The organism is Pseudarthrobacter siccitolerans (assembly GCF_030823375.1).
GTDB classification, from domain to species: Bacteria; Actinomycetota; Actinomycetes; order Actinomycetales; family Micrococcaceae; genus Arthrobacter; species Arthrobacter siccitolerans_A.
The window spans coordinates 352,105-372,223 of record NZ_JAUSXB010000001.1 but is presented as its reverse complement, the minus strand read 5'-3'; the positions used below and the strand labels follow the sequence as shown (position 1 = coordinate 372,223).

Here is a 20,119-nt window from a genome sequence, read left to right as displayed (position 1 = left end):
GAGCGGGCGTGCATCTGATCACGGAACACGCCACCGAGCATCGTCATGGCCGCCTCAGTGGCCGCGGCGCAGCAGCTCGGTGTTGGCAAGGAAACCGTGAGGCGCTGGGTGGTGCAGGCCCAGATCGATAACAGAGACAGGCCCGCCAATCCCGCGCCAAGTCAAAGGACCGACGTTCTGTTATCCCACTCCCCGAGCACGATCCGCTTTGAACGAACATCACTCGCTTCCGAAACCCAGGGTTCGCCTGCGGAGTAAATCGCCCTTAGTGCTTTCACCGCGACGTCTACTGCCTGTTCGGTGGCTTTCTCACGATCTCTGTCCCTCACCTTCTGACCATGGACGAGTTGACTCCGCACCGAGTACGTATTCCCAAGGGATGTCATCATCTTCGATCTAATTTCAACGTTCTCTTCGAGGAGGATCGCGAGCGAAGAAGTTACTCGATTCACAGTCTCGAGCTTCGTTCCGACCAAGCTTTCCCAGCAGATCACAGCGTCGACCAAGCGATCGTCCGGGTCATATCTCTCATTGACGGCCGAGACCAGCCGGCGAGCCGCGATATCAAGGCTTGGATTATGGTTCGCGTCAAGGACCTTCGCCCAGTGCACAATCCGTTCAATGTCAGGCTCTCGGATCTCAATAGTTTCCTTGGGAATCCCGAACGGGCTGCCGCTCGAACCCCATCCCCCAAGGAACGGCACCATGCGGCTGGAGAATGTCAGGCTCGGAGCACGCACACGGCCGTCCTCGGAAGCCAATGCAAATGCCAACGGCAGCAGGTGCCGAACCTGATGTTCATGGGCGTAAAACTCCTCCTGCAGCATTAGCTCGCTTTGATCGCCATGACCCATCAATGGAGTCGTTTTGAGTTCTCCCACCAATACTGCGGTGGTTGGGTTGATTCGACCTCGTCTGGCTGCTTGGACGGCTCCCACCGGAACCCCACGAATGACACCCCACGGCGTGGCAATCTGCAACCCGTCTGGAACAGATAGTCCGGCCAGGCCGTGAACTAGCTGAATCGTCACTGGTTCGCCGCGAATTGCACGTTTCATCTCGGCAAGGTTTTCTAAGACCAATGCGCAAAACTGGTCTTCAGTGGAGGGCGCCTCAATGTTCGCTCGGCGAAGTGCCGGAATAATGAGGGAAGACGGCAACGTCTCGCGTTGAACAATAGAGCCACCCCCTGGATACCGGAAAAAGGTTCCCAAATCAGTACCTGCCGACCACATCGGTTCAAAGTCGCTATCGGCGTTCAACGCGTCGACAGCAGTCTGATGCTGCGGCGAGTTCAGAAGTACCGAAGTTACTCCTGAACTGACCTTGAGCAGTGGCTCATCCTCTGGGTCGTTCAGGTCCCAATAGGTATGTGACGCGTTTTGCATTGTCACGTACGCCATCCGTGCCAACTCGCAAAGCGCAAGCTCAGACGCCCGACTACCCATTGACGCTTCAGCATCCATATTCAGCTCCCCAAGATCTTTGGCACAATGCTCTCAATCGTGTTGCCAACTGCACCCTAGCTTGTCGGCTACTCGGATGTACCGCGCCCTGAGTCCGTGGCCTGGCTGAGGCCGGCGCCTGCTCGGTACGGCGATCGAAACCGCAGTCCGCGAGGGTTGGAACGAATCACCCTGGACTGGCGCGCACCAGCCGGCAGCCCATCGTCTCTACGAGTTCACGGGCCTTGAGCTGGACCGACAAGCCGAAACATCTACGGGGTCGTCGGGCGCGGCCAGGCCTGAATTCTTCCCTCGGCGCCGTTGCTGACCTTATGTGCACGTTAACCCTGCACGATGACATGCACGTTGAAGGTGCCCTAAAAGCTACGCTCCAGGCTGTCTCGAAACCCTAGGGATTCGGAACACATCGGTTATGAGACACTGCATCCCGGGGCGATCTTCCTGAGGAGGCAACGATGCTGGCATGGACGACGATCTCATATGGTGCAGCACTGTCAGCGCTTGCTGCGCTGGTCCTTGCGTTTCTTGTTGCCCATGAAAGGCACCCGGAAACGTTGGTCACGGTGGCCGTTGGGGCCTTCGCCGGTCCCTTTGCCTGGAACGCGATCCTGCGGGCAGTGAACGCTCCGCAGTTCTTCGTTGACGCGCCCCTTCCGGTATTCCCCGTCAGCTGGCAGGACACGGGTTCGGGCGTTTTCGCGTTTGCGGCACTGGCGCTGGTTCTGGGTGTGGGCCCGCTGCGATCGGCACCTTCCCGGCGTTTGGTCCTCCTCGCCGGGCTCGGTTCCATCGCGGCACTCATGGTAGATGTCTTCCTGTACTGACTGCGCCACCGAAGCGCAGTCCCGCCGCATGGTGCGGTGGCCGTTGGACCGGCAAAGGTGATGGCCCGCCCGGTTTTTTGTCCGGGCGGGCCATCGGGGATTGTGTGTTGGCTAATTGGTGCTGTCGGTTCCGGTCTTGGCGCGGCGGCCGATGAGGTAGGCGCCGACGGCGACGAGGATCAGCAGGACCGCGCCGATCCCGATGAACCATCCGGTGTTGTCCGGAGTCTGGGAGGAGGCAGGTGCCGACGCCTGCGTTTCAGGCGCCGGGGTTTCCGCTGCCGTAGTTGCCGGTACGGCTGCTGCCGACGTCGCGGGCGCGGCCGCCTCGCTGTGGGTTTCGCCTTCAGCGGCGTAGGTGAAGGCGAAGCTTCCCTCGATGGGGTGCCCATCGGCGGACACGGCGCGCCACTGGACGGTGTGCTTGCCGGGATGGTCGATGTCTGCGGCGATGCTTAGGGTGGCGCCGTCGACGCTGATGTCACCGCTGCTGGCGGTGTGCCCGTCGGGTGCGATGACCTTGATGGTGTTGGAGCCGGGCACGCCCGTTTCCGGTGCATTGTTCAGAGTGATGGAGACCTTGCCGGGGTTGGTGGTGATGGTCTGCCCGTCGGCAGGGCTGGTGGAAGCCAGCGCATCGTGCGCCTGGGCCGGGGCGGTTCCGGCGAGGGCGGTCAGGGCGAGGATGGCGGTCAGTGCGCCGGTCATGCGGGCGCGGCGAAGTGAGAACTTCAAGGGAGGTGTCCTTTCGGGACAGCCTGGCACCGGGTTCCGGGCAGGCAAGAAGAAGCGTGGAAGGGGTGCGTGGGCCGGCGCCGGGCAGCGTCAGATGCTGAGGGGGCCGGGAGAAGAGGCCGGCGGGCCGCGGAGCAGCCGGGTCCGCAGGCTGGGGTGCAGCTGCGGGAGGCAGGATGACCGGAGCGGCGCGGGCGCTGTCCATTCCGGGAGCGGCCTGGGGCGCAGTTCGATGGCCGGCGGGGCAAGCCATGCCAGCATGCGCCACAGCACTGTTTCGCCGTGTGCGAGCAGGAGGGCTGTGGCGGCAACGGCGAGGATGTGCGCGGTGATCATGAGGGGGCTGGGGACTGCAGGGATGTGCAGGGCCAGGATTCCGGTCCCTGCCGCTGCGCAGTCCGGAATGGTCTGGGCCTGGTGGTGGCCGTGCGCGGCGATCACTGAGGCGCTGCAGTGGTCAACGGGTCCGGGCAGGGAGGTGAACGCGGTATGCAGGGCCACCTGCCCGGTGCCCAGGGCGGCGGCGATCGAGGGGAGGCGGATCCGCCGCCGGGCCAGCACCGTGACCGGTAGCATGACCAGGACCGCCAGAAGACAGAGCACCGGGGCGGGCGGGCGGAAGGCGCCCGCCGCCGGCCGTGTGCGCTGCGGCTGCGAGGCCGAGGATGAGCCCGGTGACGGTGAGCGCGCGCGGGAGCGTCAGGGGCGCCGGCAGGGAGCTGGCGCTGCCTTTATGGCTCGGCTCCCCGGGCGGGGGCTGGACTCTGGGCACGCGATTAGTCGTGGCTGGGTTCGCCGGTGAGCCGGTGGTCGGCGTGGTTGATGGTTTCACGGATCAGCCGGATCAGGTGGCCGTCGTGCAGGGAGTAGATGACGTGCCGGCCGTCTTTGCGGGTATCGACCAGGCCGCTGAGCCGGAGTTTGGCCAGGTGCTGGCTGACGACGGTCCGTGGGACCGGGGACGCGGCGGTGAGTTCGGTGACGGTCTTGGGCCCGTCAGCGAGCTGCCACAAAAGGTGCAGACGGGTGGGTTCGGCGAGCATCCGCAGGGTCCCGGCGGCTGCTTCGAGCAACTGCGGGCCCGGCGCGACGTTGTGGACGAGGGAAGGCTCAGCGGCTGGCGTTGCCGCGTGGTCCGGCTGACTGCTCATCACCCTGCTCCAAACTCTCGATGGTCCCGGCGTTCTCAATGGTTTCCGGGGTGTGCCGGGGCCAGGACAGGAATGCTCCTGCAGCCCCTATCATCGCAAGAAGTGTCAAGGCCAGCGCAGCCGGGCCGAGCCCGGCCGCCGCCCCGGCGAGGCCGGCCAGCGGGTAGCTGACGATGTAGCAGGCGTGGGAGAGGGAGAACTGGGCGGTGAACACATAGGGCCGGGTCTCCTCGGTGGACGCATCACGCAGCAGCCGTGATGACGGGGTAAGGATGGTTGAGTTCCCGGTGCCGAGCAGGAACCACAGCCCGAGCAGCCACCACCAGGTCGAAGGACCGGCGGGCAGGAACAGCAGCACCGTTGCCCCGGCCAGGGCAGCCGGGATGAGGGCGGCGCCGGTCAGCATCACGGCCCGGTCACCGAGGCGTTCCAGCAGCCGCGGAGCGCCCAGGGCCACCAGCATGGAACCGATGCCGAAGCATGCCAGTGCCAGGGCCAGGTCGGTATTCGGCCGGCGCAGGACTTCCCGGACCACCACGACGCTGTTCACCAGCACCAGCGCGGTCGGCGCCGACACGACCAGATTCAGGGCCAGCAGGGACCGCAACCGCCGGTTCCGCCAGAAAATCCGGGCGCCCAGCGTGGTGCGGTGCCACAACGACGACGGCGCACCAGCCGGTGTCCCGGTCACCGGCAGGGCAGTCATGATGACCATGAGCGCGGAAAACAGGAAGCCTCCGACCGTGCCAAGGAACAGCTTGTTGTAGCTAAGTACCCCCAGCAGCAGGGCGGCGATGGCCGGCGACACCAGGGCTTCCAGGTCATAAGCCAGACGGGAGAGCGACAACGCCCGGGTGTAGTCCTTCTCCTGCTTCAGCACGGCAGGGATCAGGGACTGGAACGCCGGTGTAAACGTGGCCGAGGCGGACTGCAGCAGGAAAATCACCACATAGATCTGCCACGCCTCGGTGATGAACGGCAGACACAACGCCATCGCCGCCCTGATCAGGTCAGCGCCGATCAGCACCGGCTTCTTCGGCAAACGCGCCACCAAAGCATTGATCACCGGCGCGAACCCGACATACGCGAACATCTTGATCGTCAACGCTGTGCCCATCACCGCCCCGGCGTCCTTGCCCGCCAAGTCAAAGGCCAACAACCCCAACGCCACCGTCAACAAGCCCGTGCCCAGCAACGCGACCACCTGCGCCGCGAACAAGCGCCTGTACGTCACATTCCGCAAAACCGACAACATCCCGACACCCGCTCAAGTGCATATGTGCACGACTATGCACATAATAAGATTACACATGAACCGCCGCGTTCCCACAACCATGCTGAAAGGCTTTTGCGATGATCACCGAGACGAACCTCCGGGGCCTCGACGATGGCTGCTAAACGCCAAAAAGCCGGTTGGGCGGCTGCGCCTGCCTACGTTCCCGGGCACCCGGCAGGCGACGAGAGCCCGCCACCCGCCCTCACTGTCGCTGAGGTCCCGGGCCATGGCCGGTTTTTCCTCACCGATGCAGCCGTGGAAATGATCGTGGTATTCGGCGGAACGCTGCACTGCTACCTGGGCCCCGGCGGGTGCCGGAAGCAAGGCCTGTACTTCTCCCGGACCCTGCCCCGCAAACCCCTCCGGTGCGAACTGCAGCCAGGAGGGGCGGATCAAAGTGATCCCGGACCCATCGGCTCCGGAGTGGAGGTCAGCGTCAGCCAAGACCTCGCGCCTAAGCTCAACGGAGCCATCCTTGACTTCGGGCTCTACAACAAAATGCAGCGCTTCGTCTGGACCTCACTCCCGGCCGTGAAAGGGCCTCAATGTACCTGCCTTCGCTCCACCGGGGTCCCCACCGGCAAGCGCTCCCCATGCCTTGATGACGCCGGAACCGGCCTGTCGAATCTTTAGTAAAAGTCCGCTCGTTCTGCAGAAGAAGCGCCCCCCGGCGCTGACCCAACCCCATCATGAAAGGAACACCATGTCTGTTGTGAATATCAACGCCATCCACGTCCCCGAAGGCAAGGGCCCCGAGCTCGAGCAGCGCTTCGCCGGCCGCGCACACGCTGTCGACGGGCAGCCGGGATTCGAAAGCTTCCAGTTGCTCCGCCCGGTTAAGGGCGAGGATCGCTACTTCGTCGTCAGCACCTGGTCAACCAAAGAGGACTATCAAAACTGGCGGACCGGCAAGGCCGGCGAACACCACGGAGGCGATCGCTCACCCGTGGCAACGGGGGCCGACCTCCTCGAATTCGAAACCGTCGAATTCTGATTTACGCTCTCTGCTCACCGATGGCGGCCCTCCAGCAAGGAAGGCCGCCATCATTTTTCTAAGCACAGGAAGCGGCGTGTCCCGTATCCCGAGGCAGCAAGGTTTCGAGACACCACGCTGGATAGGCAGGAAACACGGCGGGGAGTGCTGTTGCAGCTGGCGGCAAGTATTTCCCGGCTTTGCGAAATGCGTACCGGTTACTGGGGCGCACAGCAGGAAAGCACCGCTACGCTCGTGACCGGAGCTGGCGGCGAGGGTGTTCGTCTGAGACCGCGAATACCTCCCCCCAGCCGTCGCCAGCTCCTCACAACCCAGCCTCAGGGGCCAGGGATAGCTACTCCGCGCCGTCGGGAACCTCAAGATTCAAACAATACGTCCCGATGATGGGCGGAGTCCCTTCCGCCTCATCCCGGCGCTTCCTAGAGTGTCCCTATCGATAACGCCGGGGGACCTTCCCCGGAACGATCAGGTCAAGGGGGATCCATGGGCAGACGTGTTCAGGCTGCGGCTGGGGAAGTGTTGCCGGTGCCCCCGCCCAGGAGCCTGGCGCCTGTTCCCGCGCCTCCCAGGACACGTCTGGCAAGACCCTCTGGCGTGCAGCAAACTACGCCTTCCGCGCGTCGGGAACATGAGGTCCAGCGGCTAATTCGTGACCTCGCCTCAATTGCAGCCACACATCGTCCCCGGATTTCCTGAGGGCGTTGCCGGAGGGGTCCTCGAGTAGGTTCAGCTGGCGATGGCCGTGTTTGAGGTGTCTGGCGCAGACGGTCCCGGTTCCTAGGTTGTGGAACGCTAGCGATAGTGGCCTGTTTCTGTGGTGCTGCCGGCCGTAGGCTATGGGCATCCATCGCACACAGGAGGCACCCATGCGCACGGCAGAACGCATGACTGAAACAGAGCAGGTCCACCGTCTTTCTGAGAACCTCATGGCTCATTTGGCAAAGGGCAGGGAATGGGCCACCCCTGGGGTGCATGCTGCGCTGCAAAGAGCTGTGGCCGGGCTGGATACCGGCGTTGAGACTGCGTCCCCGCGCCTCCAAGAAGTATTGCGCAGACTGGCTGACGAGGTTGCGGGCGGCGTGCAGACACTGACTCCGCGGGTTCAGGAACGTTTAAGGCGTGTCGGACCGAAAGCCGCAGCTGATGTGGTGGATCCCGTTCCGGTAGAGGCTGGGCGGTCGGTGCGGAAGTGGTGGTGGATCGGCGGCCTGCTTGCCACGATCGCAGCCGGGGTAGGCGTGTGGCGCTCCATGCAGTCGCCCGGCGAGGGGCCTTTGTCGTCCGCAAGCGTGCAGGAGACCGGCAGCGCGGGTCCTGATGCTGACCCAGACCTTACCGCGGGGCGGATGTAGGGGGACCCTGCTGGGCACGCAGCCAGAGGGCGATGGCGCAGCGAAATCAGAAGAGCCGGTGATGACGGACTCGCGACTTTTCAGGGTTATCAACGACCCCAGAGGGCCGGAAGCGATCATCTCCGGCTTGTCCAACGAAGAACTCGCAGGACTGCTGGACGCCCTTTACCGGAACCTTGATACTCCTGTCCCGGAACCGTGTGCCATCTTCTGGTACGAAACAGGCGTCGAAGAAAGCCGCCGCAGGGCCCGCTGAGCTGTCAAGACATCCGGCCCAGTCTCGACCGTCCACTAACTGACTGCTCACTCAGCTCTTCAAGCAGGCGCGCCAACACTGATGATGAAGTCGGCGCTGTAGCCTGAGAAACAAAGACTAAGAAGGGGGTGCTCAGTGCGGCTGACGGCTTACATAGTCAGTGCCGCCGACGGGCAGCTGGTGGTTGGAGTCGTTGAGCTCCAGCACTGACTGCTACGTCGCAGAACCTGGGTGAGATAACCGACGAGGTCAAGCAACAAGCGGCTCAACTGACAGGCCGGTCCCCTGACGATTTCGACGTCCGCCTTCCCTTTTAGCCCAGCCGCAGCAGCAGCGCTTTGGACCATCGCTCAAACGGTGATGATCCCAACTGCAACCCCCCGGCGTCTCACAACACTAGGGATTTGAGGCGCCTGGGTTATGAGACATCTGCTCTACGTTGCGAGTCCGCGGTCTCGTAAGAGGAACCATCTAAGGGACAGTCACGACCGTGAGTAAGCGTTGGCTCGTTTCGTTTGCCTGGGCGTCCTGTCATGGCCTTGGAGAGGGGGATGGGTAGGCGGGTATTCCGCCTCCAGAGCCTGACGCCATGAAGACTCCGACCTTGGTTTCGCCGTCACTTAGGAACACGGGGATCTCGCGTGGAGGGCGTGGGGTGTTGAAGTTCTTGACGGCATCTTCCGGGCTCGTGGGCATCGGGCCTCCGTTAAGGTCGCGGGCGTAGGCGTACCCTGATTGCCCATTGGTGGCCATTACAGCGATCAGGTCGGGGGCTCCGTTTTCTGGGCTATCGACTCCGTAGGTTTCACCCTTGGCATTGACACCCAGCGGTGTCCGCTCCTGCTTCACATACTTGGCGGTGAGCCGCCAGCGGGCCTCGGGGTCAGTTTTGATCGTGACACTGTCCTGGCCAGGGGCAAGGCTGATGGTGTAGCCGCTCCAACCCAGTCTGTCGCTTGCCGCATCCTCCTCCGAGCAGTTACTGGCTGCGCCGTCCGGAAACTCGAACCAACCAGGGGTCAGGCACCAGAATTCTATTTGAATCCCCGTGGTTCCCTCAGGGGGATTACCCAGCTCAACCGTTGCTGTGCCGGTGTAGGTGGTGGTCACGGGCGATGCCAACGGTGTCACCTTTTCCCCTCCAGGCATCAAGAAAAGCCCTGCCGTTGCCGCTCCAACACCAAGCAGTCCTGCTCCGGCCAGCGCCCCGGAACCAAGCCACACCCTGCTGTGCTTCCGTTTCGCAGCCGGTGCTTCCTTAGCGACCTGTGAAACCAGTTCTGCCCTTAGTGCGTTGCTGAACCGGTCATCGACATGGAACTGGTTCATGACCGTTCTCCTTCCAAAACTGAAGTTGCTTGGCTGCGGGCAGGAGCGCCCGCGCCGCTATTGCCACAGAGCGCAGCTTTCATCCGTTGCTTCGCCCTGTGCATGCGCGTCTTGGCCGCGCCGGGAGTCATGTTCAAAACGGCTGCTGCGGCAGTGAGGGGGTAGTCCTCGAAAACGACCAGACTTACCAGGTGCAGGTCCGTGGCGTTGAGCGTGCCCAGCGCGTGGGAGAAGTCCTTGTCCAGGATCTCTTGGCGGCCGGCAAAGAAGTCAGTCTCCAGGGGCAGTGAAGACTCTTCGGTGCGCGGCAGCGAGTCCAGCAGCTTCCGATAGCGGAGGGCGGAACGGCCGTTATTGCGGGCCATGTTCGTCGTCGTAACCAGCAGCCAGGGAAGGATAGACCCATCCACTACACGGACTTTGGCGCGCCGCCGCCACAGCTCAAGAAAGGCGGCCGCCATGACGTCTTCGGCGTCGTGATGGTTCCCCGCGAGCCGGTAAGCATGACGGAACACTCGGTCCCGATGCCTGTCGTACAGCACACCAAACGCCTCGCCGTCGCCGCTCAGGCTGCGGGACCAAAGGCTCTCCTCGTCACTCTCAAGGTTCCCCATGCCCTGTATTGTCCGGGACAGTAGAAAAGGTTACACAGAATCAAGAGAGCTTTTCAGAAAATCTTTTGGCGAAACCTCAATCGGTCCTTGTTCCCAATCCCCTCGGACTTTTTGCTTGCAGCTAGGCTGGGTCCATGGCGTTGGGGACGAGGTGCATCCGCAGGCGGTTCAACCGCACAGGATTGTCTTGGATGCCTACGGCTTTATCAAAGGCTGGCTGATTGCAACCTCACTCTGGATAGGCGTTCTACTGATCGTGGTTGCGGCATTCTTTGGCGTTCCCGCGCTAAGGAACGGGACTAACCTTGGCCACGTATGGGGCTTTTTGGGAACGGCGATCTTTTATGGCTTCGGAGTGGCCCTGGTTTTCGCGGCTCCACTGGCCTGGGTATTGGCCTACCTTTTGCGTCCGGTCAGGAATCAATGGATCCACATTGGAGCCTTCTTTGCCGTGCCGACCCTCTCGTTCTGGCTGTTGGGCAGCGTCTTAGGTTTTGGCTGGCAGCCCTTGATGTTGATTCCTTGGTCAACCGTAGGCGCAGCGGCAGCCATCGGCCGTTGGGCGGTACGCAAGGACGTTCTCTACCCCACTACTGCAGCTGGCCGGTTAGAGTCCCATTAGCCGGTCCTGCATCGAATCACTAGGGATTCGAGGCATTGGGGTTATGAGACACCCGTAACTCACTGTCCCGTATGAGGATGGTGCATCGGCCACCTGCTTCCGACTTCGCGGCGTAGGCTCGGGCCTATGCGAATTGTGCGAGCTGCTCCAGATGACTCCGTCGGAGGTGACGATCTACCGCCAAGCTACAGAGTGCGTCTTTGGTTTCCACCGCCGGCCATGAGTTTCGCCTGGCTCGTTGATGAATGGGACATCACCGATGCCAGAGAAGTCACGGACGTTATCGCATGGGCAAGAAGCAAAGCAGGAGGAAATCCCTTTGAGATTTTCCTCCGCTGGGAGGATCACTATACGTCCAAAGACGATCAGCTAGAGCCGTACTCCCGGTATGCACTGATCTACGGGAAGCCTGCAGTCGAAGACGCGACCACAAAGACCATTTACTTCCAATCGAAGTAAACCGAGCGACGCTGCGGTGTTCGGTTGAGGATCGGCTTACGGACAGGCTAAACCCCGGTGACAAGCTGTCGCCTCTTTAGCCATGACTTCCTCTAAGGACGCAGGTATTGGTTACCGGTAGCCGCCAGTCGTTCCACAGCTGACGTGCGCTCAAGGTTGTTGAGTCCGACTTGGACGGCTATGGGTGGGTTGACGTGCCTGTAGAGCTCAATACCTGTTCCGTTGACCTTCCATAGGGCAGACGCGTTGCCGCCTGGTTGGACCGAGTCGTCCAGTGGTTCTCCGAATTTAGCGTGAACCAGGGAGTGTATGGAGCTGAATAAATCTAAAGTCCGCGTGGCTGGACTGCGCTGCTCTTGCTGGAAGAAGAGGCTAATCCCAACCAGTTCCCCCTTGTGTGTCATCCAGGAGCCGACTGGAGTGGTCGATGCAGAATCGGTGATTACCCCTCCGACGACTGCCGGTGATACTCCCTTCTGTGGGGCTCCGGGGAGCTGCCGCAGTCCAAGCATGTGAAAGTAGTCGGCTTGCTCGGCTTCCGTGGTGGGCCAGCCGGACGACTCGACCAAGGTGATCAGTTCCAAAACCTGTTCCGGAGTCCGGTCACCGGTGGTGTCCATGTCTTCCATGCCCACACCATACGTTGCTTTGAGCGGGAAGACGCGGAAAATCCGTCAATGCAATTGGAGGAGGACCTGTTCGCACCCAAGCGGGGCAATTGCCTTGGGACAAGTTCGCAGAGTCCCGTAAGCGGGTCCATCACCGCTCTACACCTCCGATCCGCTGCAGCCGGATTCCCTCGGACAATGTACGTTTACCCCGTACGGTGAGCATGCAGGCTGAACGGGGGTCAACTGGCAACTGCCTGTCTCATATGCCTTGGGTTTTGAGGCGCACAGGTTATGAGACCCTCCGCGGCGGGACTAGCTCGGTTGTACGTGAGGGATCTTCTTACGGCATTGGCACGACATTTGTCTCGCGGGGACTTATTTGGCCCCCAGAGCAGTTCACGTATGAGTCGATGCAACACCTGGCGGTCAACTTCCGGATGGGTATCCGCCCAGGCAGCGAGGGCGTTGGAGTAGTTGCCGAGAGGTCCGCCTGGATCGGATACACGCTGCGCTTCGGCGTGTAGTGCGTGAATGGTGGGCAAAAACGTCTGACCTCGCTCGGTGCCGAAATTCGCTAAGAATAGATCTTCTGGTGTCGGCATCTCACTAGGCTTGTGTGGCGGTTGTTTTCGGTACTGTTCCCACGCATCGCGGTAAGCCGCCAGCGCTGCGCTGAGTTCTTCGTCAATCATCGGTGCGGCTTATCGGTGATCGATGATCAGTTTGTCCAAGATATGTCTGTTCATTTCCATCGAGTCGATATCGGGATGGTTTGCCGCCGCCCATGCGGCCAAAGCAGCACTGTAGTTGGTGAGCGGCCCGCCTGGGTCTGGCACGCGGTTCGCTTCGGCCCGCAGCTTGTTGATGGCTACTTGCGCCTGCGCCGAGAGCGCCGGTTTTTCGCCCTGCATTACAGCCGGAGGGGACATGTACCGACTCCAGGCCTCGCTGTAGCGTTTCAGCACCGCATTCAGTTCTTGGTCGTCCATGGCTCAATTATTACGGCAGGGGATGCAAGAAGGGTCCGGGCCATCGCGTCGTTTCTGGGGTCGCTGCAGTCGGCAGGGCCGGTTTTCGAAGCCATCCCGATAACCGGTCAACCAAGGCCCAGCTGGCTCGACTGGTCATGGCGTGGCTAGGTCCTTCTCACCGTTCCCGTATGCCCAGCCCGGTGAGCTTATCCGCGAGGCGCCTTATCTGGGACGTGCTGCAGTCTCGAAACTCTAGGGATACAAGGCGTCTCATCGACCGAGGACCGGGACGACTGTGAATCACAGAGGAATTCGGTCTCTTTCCCGGATGAGAAGGGCGGACCTTGGCGCAGCAACTCGGCCAGAACGTTGTCAATGGACCATCTCCGCCTTAGCGGGGCGGTGCCGCTTCCAAATCGTCTGCTAAGGACCGAAATCACTCGGCATGTCTCCACCCAGGTGATCGCGTTCCGGTACCGCACCACTGAAACAAGTCCGGATTTTAGGATCGAGCCCGTAGGCTTACTGTTTGTCAATTATTTGCTTGCATTGGCAAGCCTTGGGGAATAAGGATCTAATGAAGAAGTCTTTGGTACTGATTGCGGCCGCATCGATTGCTATCGTTCTCAGCGGGTGCGGTGGAACGGCGGCCGAAAGCAAGGAATCCAATGCACAGAGTTCGTCGAACGAGGCGAGTGTCACGCCGACTGCGGCGCCGGCAAGCGCCTCGTCCTTCAAGGACGGTGTACTCATCACTCCGGACCTGAAAATTGCGATCACCGACCACAAGGTCCTTGCGGTCGGCGCGAAGGGCAATGAGTACGGCAAAAAGCCCGTCATAGCGTTTTGGTACACGATTACGAACCTGAGCGCAAAGGACGTCAGTCCAATGAATTTCATGTTCAACCTCACGGCATACCAAGACAACAATCCTAATGCTGAGAACAAGCTTGAGGTTGGTGGGCTTCCCGATGACAGGTTCTTGGAGACGCAGATGGAAAAAGTCAAGAACGGCGGAACCGTCGAAAACGCGATCGCCTATGAACTCGACGACGAAATAACTCCCGTGGATCTCGTTGCATCAACCGACTTGGGTGTAACCGAAATCGGTAAGACAAGCTACAAGCTCCAGTAGGACGGACCGCGCTCCCTGGGACAGGATTTCGTGAAACATTGCCGTTGGAGTTCGACAAAGCGGGATTCTGCTTCCCATGTCGATATGCCCTAAGTGGCCTGTCGACATACGAAACAAGGGCTGCAGACCCAGCGAGGTTGGCTCCCGGCGATGTTCCTCGTCGTATTCCCTGAAGAACACACGTCGGTCAGAAGACCGATCAATGATGACCCAAGTTCTCCGTAAGGGACGGGCGTGCAGATGCTTACCGTGTCGTTGCGAGAAAGCACTGGCCCAGACCGGCGATCGTATGCAACTGATCTTGGCTACTTAACGCATGAAGCACAGTCTGAGTAAACGACGAGACGCGCAAGGAGTTTTTCGAATGATGTTTCATACCGAGAGAACTCTCCGGAGGGAGCCTGAGCTTCGACGAACACATATCGGCCGGAATCGGCAACCGCACGGCCTACTACAGTGACGTTTTCAAGTCCTACTTTACCGGTATAGCTGTAAATCCAGCCCGGTGCATCCTCTTTGCTTGCCTGATCGCCGCTAATCGTATGGACAATCAGTCCTGCGTACTGAAAGAGCTTGACTTCGGATCCATCCTTCTCCCAAAGCGAGCGGCGCTGCTCCATCTCTTGATCGATCGAGTCAGTCAGGCTCATGCTTCCATACGCACGAAGGCCCACAAGCGCGTTGTGCGGGTCGATATTAGAGTAGCCATCCGAATTGCCTGGGTCTTGACGGGCCCAGGTAAGTGGGACGGTGAAACTGAATCCGTATCGAGAATTAGTCTGAACGCCTAAATCTTGCTCCTCAAAAATCACCGGGGTCGGCGGATCTGGCATTGCAGATCTAACAGCGGCTGGAATCGCTAGAAAAGAAGTAATTCCTGTAGCAACCACTACTAAGGCGCTGAGAACCAAGATTATAGGGTGGCGCCTAATTCTGACCAGCAACTCAGACGTGTTTGTCTTACGAATTCGGTCCATCTCATTCCTCCTAGCCACTAGTTCTCCGCTTCGTCACTAACGCGATCCCATCAAGACCTTGCGTTGACATGTCCTGAGTAATGACAACCCACGGCCGGATGCCGGCCGCCCCACGGCACCGCCTACAGGTTTAGGAACAGGCTCTACGTGCCGCCACCGCCCAGGAGGCCGTACGGAAATGTCCGCGCCCATCGAGAACCTGTGCGGTCCAGCTTGTCCATGACGCCGCACATAGCAAAGAATAGTGCCACCGGTGATCAGCCGGAGAGACCGGCCGGTCGTCGGCCAATCGAATAGGGACACATTTGCCGAAGCGAGCGGAAATCGACACGAGCCTGTTGCATCGGTCAGAACTGGTCGAGTATAAGCGCCTGACGAATATTGCGACCTCGTACGCAACAATGGCACCCGGCGCCGTCCGCGGTCTCCGGAGCGCCCGCCTGGTCTACGTCATCGTCTGGAACATCGGCATCGTCGTCGCTGCGACGGTGGGTGGCGCGATGTACGGAATAACCTTCAGCATTGGCGCCACGATGTGTACCGCGTTCATGCTCGGGTGCCTTCTGAGCATCGCATTTACGTTTCAGTCGGCGTTTGCAGCAGACCGGGTGAAAAAGGACGCGCTACATGCGGTCGACGAGTACCTCGAGAGCATTGGATACGCGAGCAGACGGGAGCGGACTCGCGACTCCGACCACGACGACTTCCAGTTCAAGTCTCGTCGGCAGATGCAGCACGAGTGGTACGGAGACCACAGCGAACTGAATTGGCAACATCGCGAGCAGGCCAAGATCTTCGGCATGGACGCGGATACCTACGTGAGCAACTTCTTGGAGAACGACAAGGACTGAGCACTAGACCGGCGTGTCGGCACCGGAGGAAACCCAACGGCCGAGCCGTGCTGACAATCGTGAACTTCTCGGTCGGCGTTAACACCACGGCCAGGTCCGCGAATTCGATGCCGACGATGTGGTCGTAGGCCTCCAGGCACAACTGCTCGAGTTGCTCGAAGACCCCAGCATTGATCCACTTGTCCCGCCAGCGTCGGAAAGTGATGGCCGGGCACTTCGTGTCGGCGATCTTCTCGTAGGCGGCCCCGAGCACCTGCACCAGTTTATCGAACACGGTCCGGTCCGGGACCCGGGGCTGAGGCTGGCAGATCGACATACGCCTTGTCTCATATGCCTTGGGTTTTGAGGCGCACAGGTTATGAGACCCTCCGCGGAGGGACTAGCTCGGTTGTACGTGAGGGATCTTCTTACGGCATTGGCACGACATTTGTCTCGCGGGGACTTATTTGGCCCCCAGAGCAGTTCACGTATGAGTCGATGCAACACCTGGCGGTCAACTTCCGGATGGGTATCCGCCCAGGCAGCGAGGGCGTTGGAGTAGTTGCCGAGAGGTCCGCCTGGATCGGATACACGCTGCGCTTCGGCGTGTAGTGCGTGAATGGTGGGCAAAAACGTCTGACCTCGCTCGGTGCCGAAATTCGCTAAGAATAGATCTTCTGGTGTCGGCATCTCACTAGGCTTGTGTGGCGGTTGTTTTCGGTACTGTTCCCACGCATCGCGGTAAGCCGCCAGCGCTGCGCTGAGTTCTTCGTCAATCATCGGTGCGGCTTATCGGTGATCGATGATCAGTTTGTCCAAGATATGTCTGTTCATTTCCATCGAGTCGATATCGGGATGGTTTGCCGCCGCCCATGCGGCCAAAGCAGCACTGTAGTTGGTGAGCGGCCCGCCTGGGTCTGGCACGCGTTGTGCTCGCGACCAAGGCTCCGGGGTCCGAGCCTTAGTCGGCTTTTGACGCCGGGTAGAGGAAGACGTCCACCGAGTGTCCGCGGTAGTGGAACCGGGCGATGCTCCCGTCTGGGAGACCTGGGACACCTTCAATAAAGTCGTGGTTCTGCAACGGCCACGTACCAACGTCAGCAAAAAGATCCACCCCAGGCGGTACGCAATTTGGGTTAGGCTCCCCGTAACCTGGTCCGAAAATCCTTAAGCACTGGTAGCCCCGCCTGTCCATGTGGAACACCGGCTGGCCTCCCCGATACGGCTGGTAGCCGCGAATAGTGGACTCATCGGCGTTCGATGAATAGAAGCTCAGCGTCTTGAACACCGCGTTCTCTGCCTCGTCTGCGATTGGTTGCAGTATGGCATCGGGACGCGGCTGTCCGACGAGGGACGCCATGGTGTGCGCGAGGGCCAAAAAGACCACCAGCGCGCCGGCCACTAACGAGCTGCGGCGGGCACGTGTAGCAGTAAGACGACGCCAAAGCGACTGCGGCGTGCCCTCGCGCGGCGCAGTCCAGGCGGGATCGGGGCTGGGCGCGCCATCCGCGGCTGCAGCAGGTTCGCCGAGGCCGGTGTCCGCGGCGTCGGGCGGGACCGCTTTGCGTGCTGCTTCCAGTTCCTCCAGCCTTGCCAGCGCAGCGGGGTCAGTCTGGATATCGGGATTCGGACCATACGCCCTCCTGCGGAGCGCATCCAGTTCACGCTTATCGTCTGAGGGCTGTGAGGATGTGTCCATCAGTCGGCCTCTGGCAAGAGGTAGACGTAGGCGTCCACCGTGTCGCCACGACGTATGAACCTAATGATGCCGTCGCCGGTGGGTATGTCGAGTCCGTCGCCGGACGAAGAGACGTCCACAATGAGGTCTGCCGGAAACGGAGCGCAGCGCGCTCTTGAGAGGTAGTCGAATGCCCGGTGCACGGCCACGAGACACGGAGAGCCGAAAGCATTCACGCCGGACCAGACATTGAAGCCATGGTACGACCCGTATGCGCGGAGCGTTGAGGGGTCGATTTCGTACCTGCCAGCTCGCTCCGCGGAGGTCACCAGGGTGCGGACCTGCTCGTCAGCCTCGACCGCCGTCAGACGCAAGGTAGCGTCGGGTCGTGGCGCGGATATCAGGAAGGCCGCCACGACGATGGCGGCAGCGACTACCAGCATGCCAGCCACCCGCGCGAGGCGACCCCACCACGTCCTCATCGCGCGTCGCAGGAGCGACTGCAACGAGCTTTCCTTTACTGGCTGCGACAGCGGCGCGATCGCCCGTCCGGGCTCCGGCGACCCCTGAGCTTCAGCTAAGGCGACGGCGGGAACCGCCGCTTTCACGGTTTCCGTACCGGCCGAGCTTTCGCTCGCGGGGGCGTCCGCCCGGCGTTCGACGTCGGCGAGGTGCGCAGCCTCAAGTTCGCGCAACCTCGCGAGAGCCCGAGGATCACCATCGATGTCGTGATCCGAACCGTACGCCCTCACGCGTAGCTCGCGGCCGGCGTCAGAAGGGTGGGTGAAACCTTCCACAGCTGAAAGTACACCCGCCGCCAGAGTCGAGTCCATACGCAATCACGGATGGGCCACTCCCAGACGCGTCAAGTAATGGAGGAGCTGTTGGTTCCCAAGAGTTTCGTCTCGAAACCCTTGGCATACGAGGCGTCCCACCGGACCCGCCGACAGCCGTCGCGGCCGTGCCGAAATTTCGTGGAATACGTAGAGTTCGTCCGCGACCGGCCCATTCTCGTAACTATGTCTCGCAACCCTCTAGCTGAATCTCTGTCTGCACCGTTTGGGGTTAACCTCTGTTGGTGGACACCTGAAGTAGCGGGATCCTGGGATTCTGCGGGAAGGTGTTCTTGTGAGCACGACACGACGTAAATTCACTCCGGAGTATCGGCGGGAGGCTGCGCGCCTTGTCATCGATACGGGCCGGCCGGTCGCGCCGGTGGCCCGGGAGCTGGGTCTGGGTGAGCAGTTGCTTGGCCGGTGGGTGGCTCAGGAACGGGCCCGGCTGGAGGCTCCCGAGGAGTTCGCTGCGGCTGAGACGGAGAAGTCTGAGCTGGAGCGTTTGCGCAGGGAGAACGCGCAGTTGCGGATGGATAACGAGTTCCTGGGAAAAGCCGCAGCCTTCTTCGCTTCCAAGCAGCAGAATCGGAATGCTTCGAGCTGATGGAGGCCGAGAAGGCTAACTACCCGGTCCAGCGGATGGCCCGGCTTTTGCGAGTGTCCCGGTCCGGGTTCTACGCCTGGCGCCGACGAAGCTCCGAGGAGTCGGAGCGGGCCGTGCTGCGGGCGGAACTTGATGCGAAGGTCCGGCGGGTGCACCGGGATTCGACCGGGATCTACGGGGCGCCCAGGGTGCAGGCCGCGTTGGCCAGGAACGGGACCGGTGTTGACCGGAAGACTGTGGCCGCGTCGATGCGTCGGCAAGGCCTGGAAGGAATCTCGCCACGGCGGTTCCGCCCGGTAGCGCCGATCGGTGAGGCGCGGGTGCATTCGATCCCTGATCTGGTGGCCAGAAAGTGGGACACTGGCGAGCTGGATGCGGTCTGGATCTCGGACATCACGTACCTGCGCACCGGTGAAGGGTGGGTGTATTTGTGTGCTGTCAGGGATGCCTGCTCCCGGCGTGTGATTGGGTGGGCGATGGACTCCACCCAAATCACCAGCCTGGTGGAGCGGGCGCTGCGCATGGCCTACGTCCTGCGCGGCGGCGGCCCGGCCGGGGTGGTGTTCCATGCAGACCGCGGCACCCAGTACACCTCCGCCCAGCTCAACGACGTCTGCTCCGGGTTGGGTATTAGGCAGTCGGTCGGGCGGACAGGCGTGTGCTGGGACAACGCGATGCAGGAGTCCTTCTGGTCGACCCTGAAAACCGAGTTCTACGACCGGCGCCGGTGGACAACAAGGCAGGACGCGATCCGGGAAACCGGACGCTGGATCGAGGAGTTCTACAACCGCTCTCGACTCCACTCAGCCCTGGGCTACACCACGCCGGTGGAACACGAACAGTTCCTCACCAGCAATAAACTTCAGCCGGCACAAGCCGCCTGATCCACTGTCCACGATTTGCGGGTAACCCCACGTTAGTTACGAGACACATGGGGAGGCCTCATGAGAGTGAGTCACCACGGCGTTCCAAAACGTCATGGCCATTGACGCGAAATCGACCAACTCGCTGACCTTCCAGCTAGCTCTCCGGGTCGTACGCGAACTCGCGGAGCTCCTGCGGGCAACGGCAGGCCACCGCAATCTTTCTCGCCCACTCGACCGCATCCTCGCGCGTCGGCAGCTCCAGCACCGTGAACCCGCCCTTGAGCCTGGAGCCCGGATAGGTCCCGGTGCTCACCGACCCGTCGGCCGAGACCAGAACGGGATCGGCGTCCTCGTTGATCCCGCCGGCGAATACGTGGACGCCGGCAGCCTTCGCCTCCTTGATCACAGCGGCGGCATCGGCGGAGACGATGGGGAACTCCTCGTCGGTGAGCACCAAGGCCTCACTCGGGAAGGAGATCAGGTATTTGGTCATAGCTGGATCGTGCCACGCCGGCAGGCCCGCCAGCAACGGT

General features: G+C 61.3%; 23 protein-coding genes and 1 pseudogene. 10 read left to right on the top strand and 14 right to left on the bottom strand.

The annotated features are described in order from the left end of the window. Positions 1-161: 161 nt before the first annotated feature. Positions 162-1,394 carry a hypothetical protein gene (locus QFZ36_RS01670; RefSeq protein ID WP_373427006.1) on the bottom strand — a complete coding sequence of 411 codons (1,233 nt, stop codon included), beginning with the start codon at positions 1,392-1,394 and terminating at the stop codon, positions 162-164. Between the two features lie 527 nt (positions 1,395-1,921). Between QFZ36_RS01670 and QFZ36_RS01665 the strand changes: the two genes are divergently transcribed. Continuing rightward, entirely contained in the window at positions 1,922-2,290 is a 369-nt protein-coding gene (locus tag QFZ36_RS01665; protein ID WP_306633405.1) for a hypothetical protein, read from the top strand. Between the two features lie 111 nt (positions 2,291-2,401). Here the strand turns inward: QFZ36_RS01665 and QFZ36_RS01660 are convergent, their stop codons facing one another. The 4 genes from QFZ36_RS01660 to QFZ36_RS01645 form a co-directional block, all read right to left on the bottom strand. Further along, entirely contained in the window at positions 2,402-3,025 is a 624-nt protein-coding gene (locus QFZ36_RS01660; protein WP_306633404.1) for a copper resistance CopC family protein, read from the bottom strand. 90 nt (positions 3,026-3,115) lie between these two features. After that, positions 3,116-3,601: a hypothetical protein gene (locus tag QFZ36_RS01655; protein ID WP_306633402.1), complete on the bottom strand. Its 486-nt coding sequence runs from the start codon at positions 3,599-3,601 to the stop codon at positions 3,116-3,118. Between the two features lie 200 nt (positions 3,602-3,801). Continuing rightward, entirely contained in the window at positions 3,802-4,176 is a 375-nt protein-coding gene (locus tag QFZ36_RS01650; protein WP_306633400.1) for an ArsR/SmtB family transcription factor, read from the bottom strand. Next, positions 4,136-5,431: an MFS transporter gene (locus tag QFZ36_RS01645; RefSeq protein ID WP_306633398.1), complete on the bottom strand. Its 1,296-nt coding sequence runs from the start codon at positions 5,429-5,431 to the stop codon at positions 4,136-4,138. The genes QFZ36_RS01650 and QFZ36_RS01645 overlap by 41 nt, the downstream gene beginning before the upstream one ends. A gap of 132 nt (positions 5,432-5,563) precedes the next feature. Here QFZ36_RS01645 and QFZ36_RS01640 point away from each other — a divergent pair, with 132 nt between their 5' ends. The 4 genes from QFZ36_RS01640 (at position 5,564) to QFZ36_RS01625 (ending at position 8,054) form a co-directional block, all read left to right on the top strand. Next, positions 5,564-6,085: a peptidase gene (locus QFZ36_RS01640; RefSeq protein ID WP_306633397.1), complete on the top strand. Its 522-nt coding sequence runs from the start codon at positions 5,564-5,566 to the stop codon at positions 6,083-6,085. Positions 6,086-6,155: 70 nt separating this feature from the next. Beyond that, on the top strand, positions 6,156-6,446 hold the full coding sequence (locus tag QFZ36_RS01635) for an antibiotic biosynthesis monooxygenase family protein (RefSeq protein WP_306633396.1): 291 nt from the start codon (positions 6,156-6,158) through the stop codon (positions 6,444-6,446). Between the two features lie 884 nt (positions 6,447-7,330). Further along, the gene (locus tag QFZ36_RS01630) at positions 7,331-7,798 is read left to right on the top strand and encodes a hypothetical protein (protein WP_306633394.1); all 468 of its coding nucleotides are present in this window, start codon (positions 7,331-7,333) and stop codon (positions 7,796-7,798) included. Between the two features lie 61 nt (positions 7,799-7,859). Beyond that, positions 7,860-8,054 carry a hypothetical protein gene (locus QFZ36_RS01625; protein WP_306633389.1) on the top strand — a complete coding sequence of 65 codons (195 nt, stop codon included), beginning with the start codon at positions 7,860-7,862 and terminating at the stop codon, positions 8,052-8,054. Between the two features lie 531 nt (positions 8,055-8,585). Here the strand turns inward: QFZ36_RS01625 and QFZ36_RS01620 are convergent. After that, the gene (locus QFZ36_RS01620; RefSeq protein WP_306633388.1) at positions 8,586-9,164 is read right to left on the bottom strand and encodes a hypothetical protein; all 579 of its coding nucleotides are present in this window, start codon (positions 9,162-9,164) and stop codon (positions 8,586-8,588) included. Between the two features lie 215 nt (positions 9,165-9,379). Next, complete coding sequence (locus tag QFZ36_RS01615; RefSeq protein ID WP_306633386.1) at positions 9,380-9,997, bottom strand: RNA polymerase sigma factor; 618 nt, start codon at positions 9,995-9,997, stop codon at positions 9,380-9,382. Positions 9,998-10,184: 187 nt separating this feature from the next. On the opposite strand from QFZ36_RS01615, the gene QFZ36_RS01610 reads away from it, so the two are divergent. Then, entirely contained in the window at positions 10,185-10,619 is a 435-nt protein-coding gene (locus QFZ36_RS01610) for a hypothetical protein (protein WP_306633384.1), read from the top strand. 219 nt (positions 10,620-10,838) lie between these two features. Beyond that, positions 10,839-11,078, top strand: coding sequence for a hypothetical protein (locus QFZ36_RS01605; protein ID WP_306633383.1), 240 nt, complete (start codon positions 10,839-10,841; stop codon positions 11,076-11,078). A gap of 92 nt (positions 11,079-11,170) precedes the next feature. On the opposite strand, the gene QFZ36_RS01600 is transcribed toward QFZ36_RS01605, so the two are convergent. Both QFZ36_RS01600 and QFZ36_RS01595 read right to left on the bottom strand, forming a co-directional pair. After that, positions 11,171-11,707 (bottom strand): hypothetical protein, encoded by a 537-nt coding sequence (locus QFZ36_RS01600; RefSeq protein ID WP_306633381.1) that lies wholly within the window; start codon positions 11,705-11,707, stop codon positions 11,171-11,173. A 683-nt stretch (positions 11,708-12,390) separates the two neighbouring features. Beyond that, positions 12,391-12,678, bottom strand: coding sequence for a hypothetical protein (locus tag QFZ36_RS01595; protein WP_306633379.1), 288 nt, complete (start codon positions 12,676-12,678; stop codon positions 12,391-12,393). A 559-nt stretch (positions 12,679-13,237) separates the two neighbouring features. On the opposite strand from QFZ36_RS01595, the gene QFZ36_RS01590 reads away from it, so the two are divergent. Beyond that, entirely contained in the window at positions 13,238-13,795 is a 558-nt protein-coding gene (locus tag QFZ36_RS01590) for a DUF5067 domain-containing protein (protein ID WP_306633378.1), read from the top strand. A gap of 305 nt (positions 13,796-14,100) precedes the next feature. On the opposite strand, the gene QFZ36_RS01585 is transcribed toward QFZ36_RS01590, so the two are convergent. Continuing rightward, positions 14,101-14,445, bottom strand: coding sequence for a hypothetical protein (locus QFZ36_RS01585; RefSeq protein ID WP_306633376.1), 345 nt, complete (start codon positions 14,443-14,445; stop codon positions 14,101-14,103). A 632-nt stretch (positions 14,446-15,077) separates the two neighbouring features. On the opposite strand from QFZ36_RS01585, the gene QFZ36_RS01580 reads away from it, so the two are divergent. After that, entirely contained in the window at positions 15,078-15,623 is a 546-nt protein-coding gene (locus QFZ36_RS01580) for a hypothetical protein (protein WP_306633375.1), read from the top strand. An 85-nt stretch (positions 15,624-15,708) separates the two neighbouring features. On the opposite strand, the pseudogene QFZ36_RS20880 reads toward QFZ36_RS01580, so the two are convergent. The 3 genes and pseudogenes from QFZ36_RS20880 to QFZ36_RS01570 all read right to left on the bottom strand — a co-directional run. Then, a pseudogene (locus tag QFZ36_RS20880) lies at positions 15,709-15,921 on the bottom strand (IS5/IS1182 family transposase); the annotation flags it as partial. Between the two features lie 642 nt (positions 15,922-16,563). Continuing rightward, positions 16,564-17,301 carry a hypothetical protein gene (locus QFZ36_RS01575; RefSeq protein ID WP_306633374.1) on the bottom strand — a complete coding sequence of 246 codons (738 nt, stop codon included), beginning with the start codon at positions 17,299-17,301 and terminating at the stop codon, positions 16,564-16,566. After that, positions 17,301-18,077: a hypothetical protein gene (locus QFZ36_RS01570; protein WP_306633373.1), complete on the bottom strand. Its 777-nt coding sequence runs from the start codon at positions 18,075-18,077 to the stop codon at positions 17,301-17,303. Before QFZ36_RS01570 ends, QFZ36_RS01575 begins: the two co-directional genes overlap by 1 nt. A gap of 331 nt (positions 18,078-18,408) precedes the next feature. Between QFZ36_RS01570 and QFZ36_RS01565 the strand changes: the two genes are divergently transcribed. Then, positions 18,409-19,604, top strand: a protein-coding gene (locus QFZ36_RS01565; RefSeq protein ID WP_306633371.1) for an IS3 family transposase whose coding sequence is annotated in 2 segments (ribosomal slippage) — positions 18,409-18,676 and positions 18,676-19,604 — 1,197 coding nt in all. Because the reading frame shifts where the segments join, the coding sequence is not laid out codon by codon here. Positions 19,605-19,740: 136 nt separating this feature from the next. Here the strand turns inward: QFZ36_RS01565 and QFZ36_RS01560 are convergent. Next, on the bottom strand, positions 19,741-20,079 hold the full coding sequence (locus QFZ36_RS01560) for a YciI family protein (RefSeq protein WP_306633370.1): 339 nt from the start codon (positions 20,077-20,079) through the stop codon (positions 19,741-19,743). Between the last annotated feature and the right edge of the window lie 40 nt (positions 20,080-20,119).